This window comes from Celerinatantimonas yamalensis, assembly GCF_046054155.1.
GTDB classification, from domain to species: Bacteria; Pseudomonadota; Gammaproteobacteria; order Enterobacterales; family Celerinatantimonadaceae; genus Celerinatantimonas; species Celerinatantimonas yamalensis.
Genome location: NZ_JBEQCT010000001.1, coordinates 35,951 through 57,354, shown reverse-complemented (window position 1 = coordinate 57,354; position 21,404 = coordinate 35,951). Strand labels below are relative to the sequence as shown.

The following is a 21,404-nucleotide window of genomic DNA, read 5'->3' as shown; positions in this document are numbered from 1 at the left end:
TTCAATCGGCGGTAAAAGCGAGTACGCAGCACACGCTCACAACGTTCATTGTGCCGTGTTTGTTAGGTAAGAATTCATCTTGATAAGATCATAAAACATCTCATCTTCTGCGTGAATGACATATCCATTTTTATTATATAATTCAAATGCTTGATTATTATTCTTGAAGCAACTTAAGGTGACTAACTTATCACAATTACTCGCCTCAACCTCAAGAGCATTCAATACCTCAGAGGCAAGCCCTTTGCGCTGTGCATGGCTAAAAATAATAAGGAGATGGATATGTAAGCTGGCCTCTCGAAAACGATGACAGACTAAACCGACTCGTTGGCCCTTAACGGTAATCCAGCTAAACCATTCGGGCTTCAAATGAGATCGAAAACCGTTAGATTGATACACCTCATCCCAGCCAATTGCAGCATCGATGATAGGGTACATATATTGTTTGAATATGCCGAAAGTTTCTTCAAATTCATCATTGCTAATTTGTAATAGTTGAATTGCCATATTGTTCCCTAAAGCTAGCTCGATTAATCAATTGATATTTATATCACTTTTATTATATTATTGACGAACCCAATTTATAGGAAATAACGTATAACTCATGCGTATTTAGATAAACCTCGCTAATAACACTTTTTAGCTGATCTAAAATAATATCTATTACGCTGCATATAACTCTGTTGACTTATTAAATTGGATGACTCAATTAAACTCAGCACGATATGACACTTCAACCGATCATAAATGGATTGTGAATGTTACCACCGAAAAGTTAAATAATAATTTTGCCATTGCCTAGCATAGACAAAATCTGTGCTTGAGCTGTTTTTAACAATTTTTGTCGTTCATCTTCGTTGGAAATCATCTTAGCAATGGTAACCGCCCCAACGAGTGAGGCCATAATAACTCTTGCCCGATCGCTTATATATTCACTCGTGAGTCCAATTTTTCGGATTCGACAGAGCGCAACAATGCGCCTCTCCAGCATGATTCGCACATTGTCATAAGACTGTTGAAATAGTTGCTTAATTTTATCGTTATCGCTACCCAGTTCATTAAATAAGACACTTTCGAGCCCTGGCTGCATTTTATGAAACTGATGAAGTCCCCAATAGTTATCTGTCAACGCCAATAATTTATTCATTGTCAGGGGATATTTAACTAATCGTGCTCGGCTACTCTCTTTTAATAATTCAGAAAAACACTCTGCGTAAAGTGCTTCTTTAGATTCAAAATGAGAATAAAACGCTCCGTGAGTCATGTGAGCTTCTTTCATCACCTGACCGATTGCAACTTTATCAAAGCCGAAGCGGCTAAACAGTTCCGTCGCCGCTTCAATAATGCGGATACGAGATTTTCCTTTGTGTGATTTGTCATATGGCATAACGACACTTACCTCGCTCACTAACTAAATATTATCTTGATCATATATAATGCAGTGCTACCGTCTGCATCTACTGTAACATTTATTGGGACGGATATGAATTCACCGATAGTTATCACTGGTATGGGGATTGTTAGTCCACTCGGCTGCGGCATTAATTCAGTTTGGCAGCGACTGACTGCTGGGCAGTCAGGCATTCGATTTATAGACAGATTTGATACAGAAGGATTCCCAGTAAAGATTGCTGGATTGGTCCCAACTAAAGAGCAAGACGCTAAAGCAGGTTTTGATTTTTCGGATATAGTCGCGATCAAAGAACTTAAAAAACTCGACCGTTTTACCTGTTATGCGCTAGCCGCTGCTCAGGAAGCATTGACCCAAGCCAACTGGTTTCCAGAAAACGATCAAGACAAAGAAAACACAGCGACCATTATTGCATCAGGTGTCGGCGGCTTCACCACGATCACACAGGCACAAAAAATCTTAGATAACAAAGGCTACAAACGGATTTCTCCATTTACTATTCCTGCCTTTTTGGCAAATCTCGCTGCTGGGAACGTCTCAATAAAATATGGCTTTAAAGGTCCAATAGGCTGTCCGGTCACCGCTTGCGCTGCAGGCATCCAAGCTATTGGCGATGGCATTCGAATGATACGGAATAATGAAGCAGACGTGGCGTTAGTCGGCGGTGCTGAAGCATGCGTAGACCCTCTTTCTCTGGCAGGGTTTAATGCACTTAAAGCCCTTTCCACCAGTACAGACCCTACTAAAGCTTCACGTCCTTTTGACCAGAATCGTTCAGGTTTTGTAATGGGTGAAGGCGCAGGTCTAATGGTCATTGAAACCTTAGATCATGCGTTACAACGTGGCGCAATTCCACAGGCAGTGATCAGCGGATATGGTACCAGTGCTGACGCTCACCATATCACGTCTGGACCCAAAGATGGCTCAGGTGCAGCACTTTCGATTAAACGTGCTCTGAAGCAATCAGGGTTATCAACGTCCGACATCGCGCACGTCAATGCTCATGCGACGTCTACTTTTGTGGGCGACAATGCGGAAATTGCCAGCCTGAAAAGTGTCTTTGGTGAACAATTAGCAGCCATACCCATTTCCGCGACCAAATCTGCAACGGGCCACCTGTTAGGCGCCGCCGGTGGTATCGAATCGATTTTTACTGCCATGGCTGTGATACACAATCTATTGCCACCAACGCTCAACCACACGGATCCGGATGACTCAGTCAAAGGCTTAGATGTCGTACCTAATCGAGCAAAAGTCCATGAGACTGAACACGCGTTGTGTAATGGCTTTGGATTTGGTGGTGTCAATGCATCGCTCATCATAAGCCGTTATCATTAGTCGTTTACCCAGCTATCCCATACGCCTGGCTATCGTCAGGCTGTATCGTTATAACTGGCAGTGGGAATTTTTAATACTGTGATTGCAACATACGTTTCATTTTCTCAAATAAAAACCAATTTTTGCGCAATACATTCACCAGAATGAGATCGTGAACGTTTTTTAGTCAAACAAACAGATCGCTTTAACGATCACCTTTCATGGTGATCTTATGCGCCTTTTCTGGAAGCGCTATGCATATTCATCACTTTAAAGAACATTTAAAACCGATTACAAACCAACGTCAAAGTGAAAAATTAACTTATTGTTTATTCGAGGTTTTGTTCGGTCCTTTATGTGCGGTTATCGCGGGTGCCAAGGAATGGTTTGATATTCTGGAATATATCTAGGGGCATCATGATTGGTTTCAGCGTAATGGTCTGTTTTTAACAAATATTCCCGCTGATGACACGATTGCTCGGATTATTTCAACTATCGAACCCAACGAGTTTCATGAGTGCTTTATTAATTGGATGGCCTCCATCCATACATTGACTTACGGTCAAGTGATAGCCATTGATGGAAAAACTCTTCGAGGCTCATATAATTGTGAAGACCGTACAAGCACCATTCATATGATAAGTTCGTATGCATCATCAAATAAATTGGCATTGGGTCAGCTAAAAACTGAACAAAAAACAATGAAATGACTGCAATTCCTGAGCTAATAAAAATGCTCGATATTAAAGGAACCTTAGTGACAATTGATGCAATGGCTTGCCAAACCAAAATCGCAAAAACCATTATTGATCAAGGCGGCGATTATCTACTTGCTGTAAAAATAATGAGGGAAAACTACGTCAAGCTGTAGAAAAAGCCTTTGCGATGGAACGTGCATGTACTGCTGAAAATCTCTCATTAGAACAAGGGTATGGGCGTATTGGATCCCGCCAATGTTATGTTTATAACAGCGATCAATTCGAGGGGAATTTCTCTCGTTGGAAAGGGTTAAAAAGTATCGTAATAGTCGAGAATTTCCGAGTAAAAAAGGGAAAGAAAGTTGACCTGGATTATCGCTACTATATTAGTTTAAAAGAGCTCAGTGCAAAGCAAGCCTTGCCATCAGTTAGAGAGAATTGGGGCAAAGATGCTTGCCAGATTTATAAGGCGCATGGTGAAGAGAACTTAGCCTGCCTGTGTCATATGAGCCTTCATATGCTTCGAGCAGAACCGACTCAAGTCAGTCTTGTTGGAAAAAAGAAACGTTGCATAATGAATACTTCCATATTAGAGGCAGTTTTAACTGCTGATTTTAATAATGTGAATAAAAAATAAACACTCATGCGGTTGTTAGCCGCAGTTCATTTATCGGATGCCCGCCTAGTGTTAGAAAACGGGGAAAGTGGTCATAAATACATAGCGTCAAACGAAGAAAACATCCCATTTACAACTATTATGCAAGCCATTGGTGATCGTCATAATCTTCTTCTAATTTCAACAGATAAACCACATGACCTGTCCCTTCAACCTAAAGATCACTCTGATGCGACTCAAAAGTTTGCTTTAAAAGACCATCATCCGCCAACGAAAGTATTGGAAACCAGCTTGCAAGACATACCAGTAAAATGAAAACAAACTTCACGCTTCATATTGATAGAAGAACACACGCATTGAGTATAATTTAGAGTCAGACAAAAATGTCTATCATGGTCTGACTCTAGTTATTTTTCAGCGCATTCTAGACAGACCAACCACAATACAGATAGCACCGCCGACCATACCCACCCACGCTTTAACAGGTGTGTCACCACTTAAGGCACGAGTCACTTGGGAAGCCGCAGCATCATAAATGTTATAACCCCATAGCGCTAAAGCAACACCGGCAACAATCAGAATGAGACCAATAATTTTATTATTCATGCGAACTCCAATGGGTTAAAAATGCCTGCATATCACACCGACATAATGACACAAACAATGAGAAGATTTATAAACAATCGCCCTCTAGCACTTAAATAATCACCACTTTACCGCTAGAATGGCCTCAATTCGGTATCCATCCTTTTTACTGATCAGATAACGAACGAGTCATCTCCATGAAAGTACTTATTAACCTTGTCCGTAATCTATTAGGCGGCATCATCATTGCCCTTAACCTTGTTACCCGCGGTGCTAAGAAAAAACGAGCGCCTGAAAAGCAGCTAGAGGTTAACAATGAGCTGAAACACGTCTCACTCTACCAATTCGCCGCTTGCCCATGTGCGCCAAGACCCGTAGAGCCATGTATAAGCTGAATTCTCCCATCGAAAAGCGTAACGCCCCAGAAGGTTCTACTCATCGTACAGAGCTATTGGAAGACGGGGCGCCACCACGACTCTGCTCTAACCAAGTATACCAAGTCACGCTAATGTGAGCCCGCTGAGCCACTTCTTCACGTCGCAACCCCGGTGTACGCCGTCGCACACTATCGAAGCCCAATGAAATAGGATCAATGCGTTAACGTTTTTTCTTTAAAAATATCGCAAGGTGCTGCTCTGTCGTATGTTTCACAATTGCCCTATTAGCTGCTATACCACGATAAGATCATTACTTTAGTAAAGCTCAGTGCCTCATACGATGACTTTTATTGATCAACACAAAGTAGGGCAGACTATGAAACGTATATTTGTGACTCGCGCGACAGGGTTTATTGGACAAGCGATCGTAAAAAATCGTCTAGACAATCATTACGATATTGTGGGACTAGCACGTAATGAAAGCAGTGCTGCAATGTTAGAAAATCTTGGCGCAAGCACACATAGGGTCATTGCAAGATATCGATTCCCGGCCTTTACGGCGACAGGATAATTCTTCGCCTGCCATTATTTCCTAAATCGGTGGGCGCACACTGGGATCTATCGGGTCAGTAACGGATCATCCCAATCGTTGAAGCACGAATTCAACAAACCGGCTTAGCTTGGCCGTCATGCGCCGGTCAGCCAAGTGAACGAGGGCCAGCGGCCATGCCGGAGTGGCAGTATCGCACAACAACCTAACCAGGCGCCCCGCAGCAATATCATCAGCTATTTCGAAATCCGCCAGCAGCGCCACACCTAAGCCATCCCTCACCGCCGACAGCAATGCCGCGCCATTATCGACAACGAAGCGGCCCGACACGCGGACGGGCGGCAAACCGGAGAACTGCCAGTAATTGCGCGGAGCACCATCCCGGAACAAGAGGCAATTGTGTTGTGCCAAGTCAGCTGGCGTGAGCGGCACATCATGCTCCGCTAGATAGTCGGGCGATGCACAAACCAACCTAAAGCGAGGGCGCAGTGGCCGGGCAATCAGTCCACTATCGGGTAGATCTCCAAAGCGGAATGCGGCCTCTATGCCCTCTTCGGTCAAGTCAACAACCCGATCGGTTAGCCGTAGGTCGACTTCCACGTCTGGGTAGAGCTTGAGGTAATCGTGAATAAGCGGCGTCACGACGTTTGTGCCGAATGACACAGTGGCATTTACCCGCAGACATCCGGAGGGAGAGCTATGCCGTTCTCGTGCTGCGTCCTCCGCCGCTTCGACGCGGGCAAGCACATCTAAGCAATCGAAGAGGAAAGTTTGACCCACCTCCGTCAGGCTTTGCCGACGAGTCGTGCGCTGGATCAGCTTGGTACCAAGCCGGCGTTCTAAGTCCTGAACGTGATTTGCAACCATGGTAGGGGACAACCCACACACCTTGGCTGCTGCGCTAAAGCTGCCCGCTTCGGCTACGCGGGCAAACACAGACATGCTTTCTAGTCGATCCATTCCACACTCCTGGTTGGTTATGTTCGCATAATTTAGCGGATTATCTAAATGAAAGCTCTCAATTATAGTGTTCGCTTGGGATCTAGGCGCGTTTGCGCCGATTAATCGAAATCGACAGAGTACGACAGAACCAGGAGAAACGACATGGGTAGGCTTGAAAATAAGGTAGTGTTAATAACGGGTGGCGCACGCGGGCAAGGTGAGGCAGAGGCGCGCTTATTCGTCCGTGAGGGCGCGCGCGTATTCCTGTGTGACGTACTGGAGGAGGAGGGCCATGCACTCGCCGCAGAGATTGGTAAGGGTGCCAGTTTCGAACGTCTCGACGTCACTGATGCCGCGGATTGGCAGAGGGTGGTAGGCGAAATAGAGGAACAGACAGGAAGGCTTGATATTCTCATTAACAACGCGGGCACCAATGTTCGCCATGCACTCACCGATACCACGAGGGAGGAATGGGATCGCATGTTGAACGTCAACCTGACGGGGCAATTTCTTGGCATACAGGCGTGTGCGCCGCTGATGAAGCGCAGTGGTGGCGGCAGTATTGTCAACCTAGGCTCTACTGCCGGCATAATGGGCCACCCGGTCGCGGGTTATTCCACATCCAAATGGGCGGTGCGCGGCCTGACAAAATCAGCGGCAATCGAGCTCGCGCCCGCCAACATCCGTGTCAACGCGCTCCATCCCGGAGTCATAGCAACGCCAATGATGGACTCTGCTGGTACGCTAATTCGCGAGTTGGTTGAGCTGACACCGCTAGGACGCGCGGGCCGTCCAAAGGAGATGGCTGAGGTGGTTCTCTTTCTCGCGAGCGACGCCGCCAGCTTCATCACCGGCATCGACCTCGCCGCTGATGGCGGTTTCAGTGAGCTTGGCACTTATGGCGCGGTGTGGAAACATCTCCACACAGCATCCTAATGCACGGTATAGCGCATTCCATTTTTGGAACTATCGATACATAGAGGATCGTTAAATGACAACTTATCACTTACGTCGTTACTTTCTGGCGTCCGAAGACGCCACCCTCGCTTACCTGGCGATCTGGCGTGCCCATATCACCAGCCTAGGTGCATTAGGCATCACCACCGAAGGCTTTTTCACGGTTGCAGATAACTCTCGCGAAGTAGTGGCTCTGCTCCGCTTCACTGAGGGCCTCGACCCAGAGCAGGCCATTGTGGACTACATGGCAAGTCCGGGCTTTGCGCAGGATATGACTGGCTTCGACATGTCGCAGATCACGAGAGTCGAGGTCCAGACTCTCTCGCCAGGCGCCGGCTCGCCGCTCGACTAAACGGAATCCAAAACCGCCTGAAAAACGACATTTTCAGCGCGGTTTTGTCTTAACCTTGATTACGGTTAAAGGTGTAGACCCCAAAAGGTTAGGATTTTACACCTTTAAATTTTACTCGTCAGAAGCGCTTACGTACTTACGCCAATTATGCTGTTCTTTAAAGCCCAGCACATCGCGGATTTTACGGTTTGAAAACAAGGCTTCATGCTCGCCCATTTCTCGGGTAAATGGGGCATTTGGAAAAAACCGTTCAGCTAATTCTTTCGTCGGAATAATCGCGCCATTGTGATCGTTACCCGCATTAAATACTTGGAAACCTAAGCCGTTTTTTTGCAAGCATAAATCCACAATCTGCCCAAGATCACGAGCATCAATATAACAAAACGCATTTCGGCGGCGCACTTCAGGATGTTTGAAATACCCCGGAAACAATTCAGCATATTCATGAGGCTCAATCACATTACCAATACGAAGAGCATAAATGTCAAAACCTGAACGACGCTGAAAACTGCGTGCTATTTTCTCAGTCACCACCTTAGACAGTCCATAACTGTCCATAGGATCAACGTCGTAATCTTCTTCTAATGGCAGTGAATGAGGGTCGGTTTTCCCGTCAGAAAAACAAAGACCATAAGTCGTCTCTGACGACGCAATAATCACTTTCTTAATGCCGAGCTTAACCGCAGCTTCAATCACATTGTAGGTCCCCATCGTATTAATCCGAAAGGTTTCATTATCAGGATGAATTAAAATACGCGGAATAGCGGCGAAATGAACCACGGCATCAAATATGGGTACGCCATGACCAGGCTCCAACTCATCAAACCCAGCATAAGCGCTCAAGGCATTGAACACTTGTCCAGAATCGGTGATATCGGCAATCAAATTATCCACTCTCGGATGATCTAAAGGCACCAAGTCCACATTCAGCACTCGATGACCTTGTTCGAGAAGATAGGTAACAACATGCTGTCCTGCTTTTCCTGACCCGCCTGTGAATAATATACGCTTCGCTGTCATTATAGTTACCTCAATCAATTTAGATGGTTACTGAAAGACTCTACTTCATCTTTAGTTAAATAACGCCACTGTCCGACCTCAAGCTCAAGACAAATATCGCCGATTTTCTCTCGATGAAGTGACACTACACGATTCCCTACGGCAGCGAACATGCGCTTTACCTGATGAAACTTGCCTTCGGTGATGGTTAACAGTACCTCTTTTGGAGTAATAATGTCTAATTTGGAAGGACGAGTTAACCCCAGCTCACCTTGCAGTTGTAAGCCTTGTTTAAACTGAGTGACAAGGTCGCTACTCCGTTCTGCAGGAATGGCTTGGGACAATTGAACTCGATAGACTTTGCGACAATCATTCGTTGGCTGCGTAATATGAAAAGACCAACGCCCGTCATCCGTAATCAGAATCAAACCAGTCGTATCGGCGTCCAAGCGCCCTACAATATGAAGCTCTGAGAGCTTATCAACCTCTAAATAATTGAACAGCGATGGGTAGACTTCATCGATATTGGAACAAACTGTATCCGCTGGTTTATGCATCAGGATATAACGAAAATCGCGTGCTTTCAGCTTAACACTATTCAAGAGCACTAAATTGTTTTCATGCACCTGAACCGCTTCATTCGTCGTTACTTTGCCGTTAACGCTCAACTCACCAGAATGAATACATTGAATCGCTTCCTTTCTGGTTAGCTCAGTACTTTTACAAACAAATTTATCAAGGCGCATAAGAGCGACATTAAAGATATGAGAAAACGAAATATTATCCCTTCTAGCCAATAATTATCAACACTCGCTTGATTTTCGCCAATGTACAGGTACTTTTACGCTATACTGCACATCTTTTCTTTTCGACACACCTTACGACAATCTGTCAGAGCACCTTATGCCATTTGCAAAACTAGGATTATCCAGTCCTCTTGTTCAAGCTATTACCGAACTGGGTTACAAAACCCCTACGCCAATCCAGACACAAGCGATTCCTGTCATTCTCTCAGGTAAAGACCTAATCGCAACGGCACAAACTGGGACAGGTAAAACGGGTGCCTTTGTTCTACCCATATTAGAAAGATTCAATAAAGTACGCACTTTACGTGGTAAACGTATACGTGCGCTTATTCTGGTGCCAACTCGTGAGTTAGCCGTTCAAGTCGAGGCCAGCGTTGCTCTGTACAGTAAACATCTAAATCTCAGCTCTATGGCTGTATATGGCGGTGTGGGTAGCGAACCTCAAAAAGAGCGTTTAATTGAAGGGGTGGATATTCTCGTCGCAACGCCCGGCAGATTGCTTGATTTAGCTCATCAGCGTGCACTGCATTTTGATGAACTGGAAGTGCTGGTATTCGATGAAGCGGATAGAATGATGGATATGGGCTTTATCGGTGATATCAATAAAATTATTGAGCTCTTACCAGAAACTCGTCAGAACCTACTATTTTCAGCGACCATGACCCATGACGTTCGCACCCTAGCCTGCGATTTTTCTGATAATAAAATGAGCGATCTAGCGACTGAAATATCCATTTCACCCAACATCAAGGCCGCCACCAATATCAAACAGTGGTTAATTACAGTCGATAAAGACACTAAGTCCGCCTTGCTGAGCCATTTAATTAACGAGCAAAAATGGGATCAAGCGCTTATTTTTATCGAGAAAAAACACGGTGCGGCCAAACTTGTCGACCAACTAGCAAAACGCGGCATAAAAGCGGACTCCATTCATGGCGATAGAAGCCAAGCCATGCGCGAAAAGATTTTAGCTGAATTTAAATCTGGCGAACTAAAATACTTAGTCGCAACCGGCGTGGCTGCTCGCGGTTTAGATATTGGTGAACTGAGCCGAGTGGTCAATTACGACTTACCTTTTAAACCGGAAGAATACATTCACCGAATAGGCCGAACCGGCCGCGCTGGCGCTTCAGGTGAAGCCATATCCTTTGTTGCCATGGGCGACTTTAAAAACCTTTGCGCTATTGAAAGACGACTAACACACATCATTGAGCGCAAAGAGATTGCAGGCTTTCCAGTGAGAAAAGTCGTACCAGTTTCCATCTTGAATTATGTTCGAAAAAGTAACCGCTAAAAGTCGCAAACTCCATACGAGGTAGAAAGACCTTCTATCTCGCCCTAGTAATCGTAATTCCCCGAAAAATAATGCTTTATTACATAATAAGCTTACAGAGATGGTAGGGTAAAAGCGCGAGCGCTTGATTTTTAATCATTGCATTAAATCCAGTACTCAGAACTTGCTCCAACATTAATGTATTCATCATACAGCGCTTTTGTCTCCCAACTATGCTGAACTTAGTTTTCTCTGCTTGAAGCATGTTTAGGCTAATATGACGTAAATAAGAGAGATTTTCTGCTCCATGGTCTTTGTAGATCCGTCATTCATGCTCACATCAAGTATCCAATTCATGGACTTGGATCAACACCAGAAAGCCCAATCATATCTCCATCATGAGATATTCTGACTTTCAATGCGCCTCGATGAAATTCATTTTCTTCAAGATCCGTTAACACAAAACCCATTTCACCATCAACACTCGAATATTGATTAACCTACTTGTGAATATGTGCTTTTCTATCAATAAATCGACATCGTCAGTTTTGGATAGCGCATCAATTAGACTGATTATGTCTATCGGTTGCATGAAGCTGTGGCTAGCATTCGCAAAGACATTCCGATGGCGTCTAATTAGCAATCCAAATGTGCGTAGAGCACCGGCAAGAATGGCGATCAATGAGAACGTAGTTTTTGAATATGGCAAGATCTACCTTAAAGCTCTAACGTTTAACTTAAGCGGCCTACCGCAGGCAAGCCGCTTGAAGAAAAGGTTAGGCATCCTTTGCGCCCGCGTTGCGAACAGTTGGGCAAAACGCCGCTACAACAGGCGATACGATTGACCAGCTCAATGCGGTGTAAAGCGCGACACCCGCCTCAGTTGCAACCAGCGTTCCGAACTGAGCGCCTAGCTCAAGAGAGAGATTGGAAAGCATGCTCATGACGTACCGGCCAAGTCCTCGTCGTTGATGATCCTTAGCGGTGACAATCTTGTCAAAGGCGGCATATGAATCCACAACTGCCACTTGGCCGCTAGCCGCAATTTCCCCAGATTTGGCAATCAACTCAATAGAGGCGAATTTCCCTTCAATCTGTGTAGTAGCGCGGTAGCCGTCGATTGCTTGTGGAGCATCTCGTGCAAGTTTTGACCACATCAAGAATTCCGGTTTGTGAATGTCCCAATCATTGCTTAGAAGTGGCAGAACACAATCAGGATCAGCACAGATCTTCAACCAAGTTCCTGCTTGTGCTTCTTCCTTGACAAGCTTCTGAACGAGGCTCTCGTCAAGGACCGGTACGACATACCGCATTGTTCGATCAGACCGATTGACCATGATCTGGAAACAACCTGTCTTCTCCATCGGCATATCGGTACCTCGCGATACGGCCCAGCCATAGGCCCATGCTCGGGCGACTGCAAACTGTTGTTGGCGATCGTCACTATTCGCACGATCGGTAGATGCTAAGACTGTAAGCATAAGTCCTCTCAGTGATAAAAATGTTGACATCTAACGTCTACGTTAGCGGTTAAATGTAGCGAAGCAAATTTAATCCACTGCGCATATTTGTTAGTCGTTCATTCTGACCAAAAGCTGGTACACCACGATATCTTGATTGTGAATGTGTATTCAATGATAAGTATCGTCAATTACTTCACTGATTAAACTTGGAATAAATCGTTCAAATTTTAAGTGCTCCTCGACCCACGCCAAATTATCCAGATTAAAGTACTTGGATTGAAATTCAGGAATATCATGGAACATCAGTAAACAGTGACCGTTTGGCACACCAGCCTTGTGTCATTCATTCAGCCCGACTTAAGCAGATAATGCCACTTTAGCCACAGCAATAGCCTGCAGAGCATCAGCCAGTTGTATCTATCCGAACACATTACCGGTGGCAAGATGAGGCACGCCACACGATGCTTCACCGTGAGGCGAAACAAATTCCCCATTGACATAAAACGTATTAATCTGTTGTATTCTCTATCCTCCTCACATGATGGATGCGTTACCGACAAAGAAACAGGCTCAAATTCGGGTATTTAATCGCACCACCTGCTCTGTTGCTCTGAGCAAATCAGACAAACGGTTTGTTGAGCAGGTAGAGTCGGCTCTGAGAACCATTCGCAACACCACTAAATCGCGCAACGCTCAGGCCGATGCACCTTGCGACACATTGGTGTGCGATAAAAAGTAGTGATTTAAACGTTGAGATTGCCATTAAAGCGCAACTTAGCAACACCACAAAACAGCTATTATGTAAGTCGCATTAAAACAATTTTGGCTTGTTTAACAACGACCTGTTTCTCTTCGATTATCTGTTTATTCTATGGGGTTAACAAGGCATCTACCTGGCTTTTTACCCATTGAAATGGATATCGCTCTAGCTGACCGAACCCCGCCATTTTATTTGCCTTTATCTGGCTATTCAGCGGATTTGATATCCCACATAAAAACCGAGTCAGCACTTCGCTGCTCGCCTTGTGTGGACAGGCACTTATAAAGGGATGCAACCAGTTGTTGATCTGGTCTGGATGGACTTTAGGTAATTGAGGTACCGAAAGCTTGGCGACATGCCCTTTACACACACTGCAATGACCGCAATGCTGCGGCGCCTTCTCATCAGAAAAGTAGCGGGCCAGCTGGAAACTAAGGCATTGCGAGCTTTGGAAAAAGTCCACCATAGAATGAATTCGTTCAATTTCGCTACGCTCTTTTTGCACAAAGAGCTGATAGAGATCCGCAGTGAGAACTTCACGCGGAATTTGCCGACTCAGAACTTTGTATACATCCGTACATTGCTTCGTCTGTAGATCAATCCAGCCATTTTCATGAAAATAATCAAGCGCTGCGACAACACGTTGCCGAGGTGCATGATAATGTTGCCATAATAGATCAAAATCAAGGCTATACCATGTTCTAGCTTGCGTCGCGGTGGTGAAAATTGCATCCACAAACACGCGCCGTTCACCATCAAACTTGTCAACAATCGCTGTGGCACTTTCGATAAATTTAAACCGATAAGATGCAAAATAGCTGTAAAGAGCAGCAATCACTCCTTTCAGTTCTAGATAAACCAGCAATGTTTTAAGTGGCAACTGACGGATATAATAATCTCGAGATAGCTGGTTTAAAACCACCTCCCAGTCACCCGTACTGTTATAAATATCATCGACCACTTGCGCAATCGCGGATTGATCTGGCATATCTCCGTAGACGAAGTTTTCTAGCACATTTAAATGGTCCATATTGGCCAACGTAATGCACTGTGCTGGTTTGTCGTCACGGCCAGCTCGGCCAATTTCCTGTGAATAGTTTTCAATCGATTTAGGTAAATCGTAATGGATCACACAGCGAATATCCGCTTTATCAATCCCCATACCAAATGCTATGGTTGCCACAATACAGGTTGAGCGATCCTGCATAAATTGTTGCTGAATGGATTCGCGAACATCACTTTTTAAACCTGCATGGTAAGCGACCGCTTGAATACCTGCCTGCGTGAGCCTCTTGGCAACCCGCTCAGCTGTTTTTTGCAATGTCACATAAACAATGGTAGCGGCCCGTGGTGCTTGCTTAATCAATTTTTCTAACGCCATTATTTTTTGCCCTTCGACACAGGGCATGACACTTAAGTGCAAGTTAGCGCGATAAAAGCCAGTAAGGGTGACTGCGGTTTTAGCTATGGCAAATTTGCTGCACATATCTGCAATAACCGCTTCGGTGGCAGTGGCCGTAAGCAATAAAACCTGCGGGATGTTCAGCGATTTTTTATAGTGAGGCAATTTCAAATAGTCAGGGCGAAAATTATGTCCCCATTCAGAAATACAATGCGCCTCATCAACAACTAGTAGCGAAATCGGCACATGAGCAATAAATTCACGAAATCGTTCATTTTTAAGACGCTCAACCGAAATCATCAATATTTTAAGCTCGCCTCGGCGAACGCGTTGCATGACATGATGCATCTGCTCAGGACTCTGTGTTGAATCGATACTGGCTGCAGCAATACCCTTTGCACTCAGAAATTCCAGTTGATCATTCATCAATGCCAGGAGTGGCGAAATCACTAATGTCAGATGAGGTAAGAGTAATGCACTAAGCTGATAACAGAGCGATTTGCCTGAACCCGTCGGAAAAATTGCGGCAGCCGAGTGGCCATTGAGGATATTTTCAATGACCTCACGCTGCCCTTTGCGAAGGCTGTCAAACTTAAAATACTGCTTTAATGCTTGTTCAATCATTTCCACCAAAACCTATGGCTGTTGTGTGTATGTTATAGCGAGGACATGTCATTTATCGCTATTGAGCTTTGCAATCATGCTAATACGACAGGGGCAAAATGGCTGTTCCAGTACACCAACTAAGCGGCAAAAACAAAAATTACCACAAAAAAATTGTCAGTCGGCAATGATTGTTATACGGTTTTCATTCATTTGGAAAAATCAGTCAACACTTTCGCCTCGATCGCTGCGAAATATGACGGCACTAAGCCATATACCTCGCTTACGGATAGATTCTCTGGTCATTTTCCTAAATTACACAAATTTGCGTTTAATATCGTTTAATGATGCGTCTAAACCTGCACATTTGCCCGCAAAATTCACGCCGAAACGAGACTAAACGTAATTTCAGTGACGCGAAGCCACATCAATAACAATAAAAAAGTAGCAAGGAGAACACAATGTCAAACCAAACCATTTATCTTCCCAACTACACTGTTGGTGAGGATGCTTACCGCAAGATCGCCGATATGACGAAAGTCTATGGGAATAAGGCCGTTGTGATCGGCGGTAAAATAGCGATCGAAAAAGCCAGAACTGCACTAGAAGATGGCATTAAAGATTCAACAATTACTCTGCTGGATTTTCTATGGTATGGCGGTAATGCCACCATGGAAAATGTCGAACAGCTTAAAAACAACCCACAGGTTCAGCAAGCCCAGATGCTGTTTGCTGTGGGTGGCGGACGCGCTTGCGATGCGGTTAAAACCCTTGGCTCAATAATCGATAAACCCGTCTTCACCTTTCCAACTCTGGCGTCCAACTGCGCAGCCTGTACGTCGTTAAGTGTCATGTACAACCGTGATGGTTCATTTAAAGAGTATTTCTATCAAGATCATCCACCACTACATGCCTTTATTAACACGAAAATTATTACCGAATCACCCGCTGAAATGTTCTGGGCAGGAATTGGGGACGCGCTAAGTAAGGAGTATGAAGTCGAATATTGCTGCAGAGAGAAAAAACTGTCTCACCTGCCCTTGTTAGGGCTGGGTATTGCCAAAACCTGCACAGACCCACTTCTCAAGCATGGGCAAAAAGCGCTTGAAGATTGCCGTCATAATCGGGTTTCAGCCGAGCTTGAAGAGGTTGTCTTAGACATCATAATGCTCACCGGGATTGTCTCGAACTGTGCGGTTCACATCAGCTCGCAAATCGCCGAACAAGACCAGTATTACTACAACAGCTCCCTGGCGCACTGCGTTTATTATGGCTGTTCGCTCATCCCTGCCTGTGAATCTCATCTGCACGGTGAAATCGTCGCCTTTGGCGTGTTGTGCTTATTAAAATATGATCAGAACGATCAGGAATTTAACCGTATTCAGGCTTTTAACAAAACCCTCGGACTACCCACCACCATGGCTGAAATTGGACTAACCCGTGATGATCTAGCAACCGTTGCAAACGTTGCCGCATCAGTTATTGAATGGAAATCTGCGCCGGGCACTCCCAGTAAAGAAAAATTCATCGAAGCGATTCTCGAAACAGATCGCATTGGTCAAACCGGCAAATAAGCTGAAGAGAGCAGTACCTGTTGTGCTGCTTATTTACGCCATCAAGCATAATAGAATCGAAGAATAATCGCTTAATTATTTGTCATCGATTCAATCGTTGCACCAATAGCTTGATCGATAATATCCAATCTGGTTAATCGCCGCTTCTAAGATGGCAGTGGCGAGCTAACACGAAAGGCTGAATCCATAGAACGCGTACCACTCTCATACTCAAGCCAAAAATGCAGGTCTCATAAGCAATTTGTCACCCAATTCGGTGGCTGGCTACTCACTTTGTTTGTTAGTAACAATTTAAACCCTAGCAATAGCCTAGGCTCCGAGCAACCATACTTCTCTTTTAACGCTTCTAATCCCTGTCTCAGATGGTGCCTGCCATTCGTGCATGTCTTCAATCAATAACTCCCTTTAATTGAATCGAACACTGTCACACAAACCACTGCTGGAAACGGGGCAAGCCACATGCGTAGTTAAAAAGACAAATCACTGTTCATAAGCTTTTTTCTTAAGCTCTTTGCTGGTCAATACCACTGAAAGTGTTTTTGAAAAGGCTAAAGTATCTAGCCTGCCCATCGAACGGAAAGCGCAAAATGAGCATTTCCGCCTAGAAAGTACTATCACCGGGTACGAAAAAACCACTGAAGGTGTGATCAAGCGGGCCTATCTGCTAACGGATAGCAGCAACAAATCTTGGATAAGTGTATTTAATGGTTACATATTTTTTCAGCTAAGGTGGTAAAGCCGTTTTGCGTGGTTACGAATTTCCCCCTACTTTGCAGAAAATCCACCAGCTCATCGGCGCGCATATTTTCTTTTGAACAGGTATGAAATCGCGTGTTCTGTCCATATTTTGCTAAAATGGCCGCGCAGAGACTTTCTCTGCTATAAGATTGATCGCTACTCAACATCATTTTCATCACTTCATGGCCGTGAATACTCTGTGTCATAAATGCTCCATGTTCCCAAAATAATTCATGAGATGTTTTTAACACAGACCAGTCAATCGAAAAACGCTGATAGAATCAGACGTTGATCCAGGCCAGTAATTTGGTGAAAACAACCATAAAAAAGAAGAACCCATCGGATTTTCCGTGCCAACCATGTGCTTTAAAAACACTAAGAGCAGCCAGATAAAGCCTAAAGGCTCATCCAATGACAAAGATTATCGAGCATTGCCAAGCAACGATTCAGCTGCGCAACACTCACAAATTCATCACTCTTATGTCCCTGATCCATACTTCCCGGACCACAGACTAAGGTCGCGATACCGGCCTCATCAAAAAGCCCGCCTTCAGTACCAAACGCAACCGTGCCGAACTCGGAGCTTTCACTCCACTGACGCAGCCAGTTAGCAAATTCTGACTGAGGATCAGTTAGCAGCGGAGGGTAAGCTGATAACGACTCAAACTCAATCCGGGCAGATTCATGAACCTTTTGCATGGCAGGTAGCAAAGTCTCATGAGCATATTGCTCAAGGGCATGAAATGTAGTGCTAGCCTCCATTTTCGGCAGATAACGCATTTCCATATCAAACTGGCAATACTGCGGAACAATATTCAGCGCACTGCCACCGTAAATCACCCCAGTCTGCAATGTACTATAGGGTGGTTCAAAGCGCTCATCACACTGTGCTTTGAGCGGCTCGGTCAACTCGGTGATTTTACCAATCAACTTAGCCGCATACTCAATGGCATTCACACCGCTGGGCGCATAAGCCGAATGGCAGGCATGACCATGCACTTTACAGCGCATCCCTACTTTGCCTTTATGTCCATAGACTGGCTGCATACTGGTCGGTTCACCAATAATGCACATTGCTGGTTTTTCAAGCGAAGCATTTAAATGGTCCACTAAGCTGCGAACACCCAGGCACCCAACTTCTTCGTCATAAGAAAAAGCAAGATGCAGTGGCATACGCAGATTCGCCTGAACAAACTTGGGCAAAGCTGTAAGCACACAAGCAAGGAAACCTTTCATATCGGCGCTACCACGGCCATAGCATTTGCCATCTGACTCAGTGAACTTAAACGGCTCAACCGACCAGTCCTGCCCATCAACAGGCACCACATCGGTATGGCCAGAGAGCATCACCCCACCGTTGCCGGATGGTCCCAGCCGCGCATATAAATTAGCTTTGGTGCGCTCATCGTTATAAATCTGGGTTGACTCAATGCCAAGCTTGGCAAGATAGTCAGCTATCGCATCAATCAGTGCCAGATTCGATTCCCGACTGGTTGTATCAAATGCCAATAGCTGGCTAAGATGTGCTCGCAGTTCGCAGCTTAGCGTGTCACTGTCACTCATTACCCGGGACCCCATAACTTGGTGCCTGGCGAGGGTCGATAGCACGAGTCACATAGTCAATCATCTGTGGTTCATAGGCCTGCCACAGCTTAGAGAGTTCCCCTATCGGGTCTTCATCGGCCCAGTCAACTCGTAGATCAACCAGTGGCCAGCTATGTTTTTCGACTATTTTGACCGCAGCCGAATGAACGGGACCGGCTTCCCCGCCATGTGCTATGCCTATTTTAAGTGCGCTAATCAAGCGAGCAGTCAGCGCACCGGTTGAAGACTCAAAAGCGCTGGCCATCGCATTAATCACTTGCTGATTAGCCAACATATTCCCGGCAACGACGCAGTTTACGCCTTTCACGCTGTGATGAATGCCCAGAGTTTCACTACCGCTAAAACAGGCTGAATCACCATGGATATCCAGAACCGTCACCTGTCGGTAAGCATTAAATTCATCACCAGAGACCGCAATATTTAACGCCTGTTCAGCACTTTTGCCATCGCTGAGCTGTGAAAGAATTCCCTGCCCTAATGAAGGCAACGTAATATTCTGGCTGGAAACGGCCCCGATGCCAGAGCGCAACCATGGACAGCGCGCGCCCACCGCGATGCTCGAAGAGCTAATTGCAATGCCCAACTGACCTGTTTTAAGGCATAACCCTGCAATTGAGATAGTCATAAAAACTCCATTTAAACTGACTCAGGAATAACAGCGATTACATCAATTTCCATCAGCCATTCAGGCTGGGCTAACCCAGAGACAACCAGACCGGTTGAAATGGGGAAAACGCCTTTGAGCCAGCGACCGACTTCCTGATAAACAAGCTCTCGATAACGTGGGTCAGTAATATAAGTGGTTGTTTTGACAATATGCGACAGATCGCTACCCGCTTCTTCTAATAACTGTTTTACATTTTTCATGGCCTGTTCAGCCTGCGCGCGAGGATCACCCAATCCAACTAAATTGCCTTCGAAATCAGTCCCGATCTGACCGCGGACATACACGGTGTTACCAGCCACTACCGCTTGGCAAAGATCATTGTCAATCGATTGATTAGGATAAGTTTCTTTAGTATTGAACATACGAATACGAGTATGTGTTGGCATAATAACTCCTGTTTTAGTTTTGACGGCGATACTGCTGATACTGTCGTTGAATCACAATCTGATCGGCGATGTATTTGGCATCATGCCAAACCCCCCAGATAAAGGTTGAGCCACGCCGTGACAGCCAGGGCAACCCTAAAAAGTAGACCCCTGCCTCACTGGAGACACCGCGTTGATGTTTTGGCTGCTGCTCCTCATCAAGGGCATCCACTTGCAGCCAGCTGTAATCGGAGGTAAAACCAGTCGCCCAGATAATCGTACGAATATGTTGCTGTTTTAAATTCAGTTCTAAAGTCGGCTCCGTCATACATTGGGGGTCGCTTAAAAATTCTCTTGCCTGTGGCTCTGGCGGTAAATCCAGTCCATTGCGGGCAATATACTCATCAGCCTTATCCAGCAGTGACAGATAATTCTCATCACCGCCGCGGATATTGTCACCCAGATCGTGGCGAAAATAAGCAATGTCATCAGCGAAGGACTCTGTGCGTCCGACTAGATGAAGCCCTTGCGCGGCGAGCCTTCGAAAATCAATCGTCTGTCCACCGTATGCACCGCTGACCGCGATGGTGACATGTTCTTTGCCTGGTTCATTCGCTGAAGCTTCCCACAGACCCAACACACCCAGCCACCAGACAAAATCACGACCTCGATAACTCCGTGGCGGGCGATCATGCGGCCCGACCGACAGATAAACCTCTTTGCCGGAGCGCTGCAATTCATCGGCAATCTGAACGCCGGAAGAACCCGCCCCAACGACCAGCACGCCACCTTCTGGCAATTGCTCAGGATTGCGATAGTTCGCCGAATGGATCTGATACAGTTCAGGATCTTTGGGCGCGATCGTCGGAATCGTTGGGATCTGGAACGCACCCGTTGCCGAGACAATGCGCTGAGCCTCTATCACACCTTCAGAGGTTTCTACGCGAAACCCGCTGCGCTCGGCATTTTTAATGACCCGGTTAACCTCTACCCCGGTTCGGATCGGTAGGTCAAATTTCTCGGCATATGCTTGAAAATAATCCGCGACTTCTTCTTTGGGCATAAACCCGTCAGCCTCGGTGTAAGCAAATTCCATCCCTGGAAAACGGTCATGCCATGCCGGGCCATTAGCGACTAGCGAATCCCAGCGAACATCTCGCCAGGCCTGTGCAATCTGATTCTTTTCTAAAACCAGATGCGGTATGTTCTGACGGCTTAAATGCTCACTCATGGCAACGCCAGCCTGCCCGCCCCCGACAACGAGCGTATCGATTTGTGTCATATTCTTGATCATTTATTCGCGCCTTTTAATTCTGAATTCAAATTCCCTAAGGGGATAAATTC

20 protein-coding genes and 3 pseudogenes are annotated in these 21,404 nt (G+C 45.6%); 8 read left to right on the top strand and 15 right to left on the bottom strand.

Going from position 1 to position 21,404, the window contains the following annotated elements:
- Positions 1-45 precede the first annotated feature (45 nt).
- Both ABUE30_RS00360 and ABUE30_RS00355 read right to left on the bottom strand, forming a co-directional pair.
- Positions 46-507: a GNAT family N-acetyltransferase gene (locus tag ABUE30_RS00360; protein ID WP_408621652.1), complete on the bottom strand. Its 462-nt coding sequence runs from the start codon at positions 505-507 to the stop codon at positions 46-48.
- Between the two features lie 268 nt (positions 508-775).
- Positions 776-1,387, bottom strand: coding sequence for a TetR/AcrR family transcriptional regulator (locus ABUE30_RS00355; protein ID WP_408621651.1), 612 nt, complete (start codon positions 1,385-1,387; stop codon positions 776-778).
- 96 nt (positions 1,388-1,483) lie between these two features.
- On the opposite strand from ABUE30_RS00355, the gene fabF reads away from it, so the two are divergent.
- From fabF to ABUE30_RS00340, 3 genes and pseudogenes are all read left to right on the top strand, one after another.
- Entirely contained in the window at positions 1,484-2,749 is a 1,266-nt protein-coding gene (fabF, locus tag ABUE30_RS00350; protein WP_408621650.1) for a beta-ketoacyl-ACP synthase II, read from the top strand.
- 233 nt (positions 2,750-2,982) lie between these two features.
- Positions 2,983-4,063, top strand: a pseudogene (locus ABUE30_RS00345) (ISAs1 family transposase).
- A gap of 48 nt (positions 4,064-4,111) precedes the next feature.
- The gene (locus tag ABUE30_RS00340) at positions 4,112-4,357 is read left to right on the top strand and encodes a hypothetical protein (RefSeq protein WP_408621649.1); all 246 of its coding nucleotides are present in this window, start codon (positions 4,112-4,114) and stop codon (positions 4,355-4,357) included.
- Positions 4,358-4,456: 99 nt separating this feature from the next.
- Here ABUE30_RS00340 and ABUE30_RS00335 read toward each other — a convergent pair whose 3' ends face one another.
- A complete protein-coding gene (locus tag ABUE30_RS00335; RefSeq protein ID WP_408621648.1) occupies positions 4,457-4,648 on the bottom strand; it encodes a DUF3185 family protein in 192 nt (63 codons plus the stop codon).
- Positions 4,649-5,077: 429 nt separating this feature from the next.
- A pseudogene (locus ABUE30_RS00330) lies at positions 5,078-5,221 on the bottom strand (helix-turn-helix domain-containing protein); the annotation flags it as partial.
- Between the two features lie 159 nt (positions 5,222-5,380).
- On the opposite strand from ABUE30_RS00330, the gene ABUE30_RS00325 reads away from it, so the two are divergent.
- Positions 5,381-5,575 carry an NAD-dependent epimerase/dehydratase family protein gene (locus tag ABUE30_RS00325; protein ID WP_408621647.1) on the top strand — a complete coding sequence of 65 codons (195 nt, stop codon included), beginning with the start codon at positions 5,381-5,383 and terminating at the stop codon, positions 5,573-5,575.
- 66 nt (positions 5,576-5,641) lie between these two features.
- Here the strand turns inward: ABUE30_RS00325 and ABUE30_RS00320 are convergent, their stop codons facing one another.
- The gene (locus ABUE30_RS00320; protein ID WP_408621646.1) at positions 5,642-6,514 is read right to left on the bottom strand and encodes a LysR family transcriptional regulator; all 873 of its coding nucleotides are present in this window, start codon (positions 6,512-6,514) and stop codon (positions 5,642-5,644) included.
- A gap of 144 nt (positions 6,515-6,658) precedes the next feature.
- Between ABUE30_RS00320 and ABUE30_RS00315 the strand changes: the two genes are divergently transcribed.
- On the top strand, positions 6,659-7,432 hold the full coding sequence (locus tag ABUE30_RS00315) for an SDR family NAD(P)-dependent oxidoreductase (protein WP_408621645.1): 774 nt from the start codon (positions 6,659-6,661) through the stop codon (positions 7,430-7,432).
- Positions 7,433-7,487: 55 nt separating this feature from the next.
- Positions 7,488-7,805, top strand: a complete 318-nt coding sequence (locus tag ABUE30_RS00310) for an NIPSNAP family containing protein (RefSeq protein WP_408621644.1) — start codon at positions 7,488-7,490, stop codon at positions 7,803-7,805.
- A gap of 111 nt (positions 7,806-7,916) precedes the next feature.
- On the opposite strand, the gene ABUE30_RS00305 is transcribed toward ABUE30_RS00310, so the two are convergent.
- Both ABUE30_RS00305 and ABUE30_RS00300 read right to left on the bottom strand, forming a co-directional pair.
- On the bottom strand, positions 7,917-8,825 hold the full coding sequence (locus ABUE30_RS00305) for an NAD-dependent epimerase/dehydratase family protein (RefSeq protein WP_408621643.1): 909 nt from the start codon (positions 8,823-8,825) through the stop codon (positions 7,917-7,919).
- A 14-nt stretch (positions 8,826-8,839) separates the two neighbouring features.
- Positions 8,840-9,550, bottom strand: coding sequence for a pseudouridine synthase (locus ABUE30_RS00300; RefSeq protein WP_408621642.1), 711 nt, complete (start codon positions 9,548-9,550; stop codon positions 8,840-8,842).
- Between the two features lie 157 nt (positions 9,551-9,707).
- Between ABUE30_RS00300 and ABUE30_RS00295 the strand changes: the two genes are divergently transcribed.
- Complete coding sequence (locus ABUE30_RS00295) at positions 9,708-10,904, top strand: DEAD/DEAH box helicase (RefSeq protein ID WP_408621641.1); 1,197 nt, start codon at positions 9,708-9,710, stop codon at positions 10,902-10,904.
- Positions 10,905-10,983: 79 nt separating this feature from the next.
- Here ABUE30_RS00295 and ABUE30_RS00290 read toward each other — a convergent pair.
- The 3 genes and pseudogenes from ABUE30_RS00290 to ABUE30_RS00280 form a co-directional block, all read right to left on the bottom strand.
- Positions 10,984-11,246, bottom strand: a pseudogene (locus ABUE30_RS00290) (hypothetical protein); the annotation flags it as partial.
- 413 nt (positions 11,247-11,659) lie between these two features.
- On the bottom strand, positions 11,660-12,364 hold the full coding sequence (locus ABUE30_RS00285) for a GNAT family N-acetyltransferase (protein ID WP_408621640.1): 705 nt from the start codon (positions 12,362-12,364) through the stop codon (positions 11,660-11,662).
- An 851-nt stretch (positions 12,365-13,215) separates the two neighbouring features.
- Entirely contained in the window at positions 13,216-15,132 is a 1,917-nt protein-coding gene (locus ABUE30_RS00280) for a RecQ family ATP-dependent DNA helicase (protein WP_408621639.1), read from the bottom strand.
- Positions 15,133-15,572: 440 nt separating this feature from the next.
- On the opposite strand from ABUE30_RS00280, the gene ABUE30_RS00275 reads away from it, so the two are divergent.
- Positions 15,573-16,685: an iron-containing alcohol dehydrogenase family protein gene (locus ABUE30_RS00275; RefSeq protein WP_408621638.1), complete on the top strand. Its 1,113-nt coding sequence runs from the start codon at positions 15,573-15,575 to the stop codon at positions 16,683-16,685.
- Positions 16,686-17,386: 701 nt separating this feature from the next.
- Here ABUE30_RS00275 and ABUE30_RS00270 read toward each other — a convergent pair.
- From ABUE30_RS00270 to ABUE30_RS00250, 5 genes are all read right to left on the bottom strand, one after another.
- Entirely contained in the window at positions 17,387-17,629 is a 243-nt protein-coding gene (locus ABUE30_RS00270; RefSeq protein ID WP_408621637.1) for a YecH family metal-binding protein, read from the bottom strand.
- Between the two features lie 190 nt (positions 17,630-17,819).
- The gene (gene argE / locus ABUE30_RS00265) at positions 17,820-18,986 is read right to left on the bottom strand and encodes an acetylornithine deacetylase (protein WP_408621636.1); all 1,167 of its coding nucleotides are present in this window, start codon (positions 18,984-18,986) and stop codon (positions 17,820-17,822) included.
- A complete protein-coding gene (locus ABUE30_RS00260; protein WP_408621635.1) occupies positions 18,979-19,653 on the bottom strand; it encodes a DUF1028 domain-containing protein in 675 nt (224 codons plus the stop codon). The genes argE and ABUE30_RS00260 overlap by 8 nt, the downstream gene beginning before the upstream one ends.
- An 11-nt stretch (positions 19,654-19,664) precedes the next feature.
- Entirely contained in the window at positions 19,665-20,081 is a 417-nt protein-coding gene (locus ABUE30_RS00255; protein ID WP_408621634.1) for a RidA family protein, read from the bottom strand.
- Between the two features lie 13 nt (positions 20,082-20,094).
- Entirely contained in the window at positions 20,095-21,354 is a 1,260-nt protein-coding gene (locus tag ABUE30_RS00250) for a flavin-containing monooxygenase (protein ID WP_408621633.1), read from the bottom strand.
- Positions 21,355-21,404 lie beyond the last annotated feature (50 nt).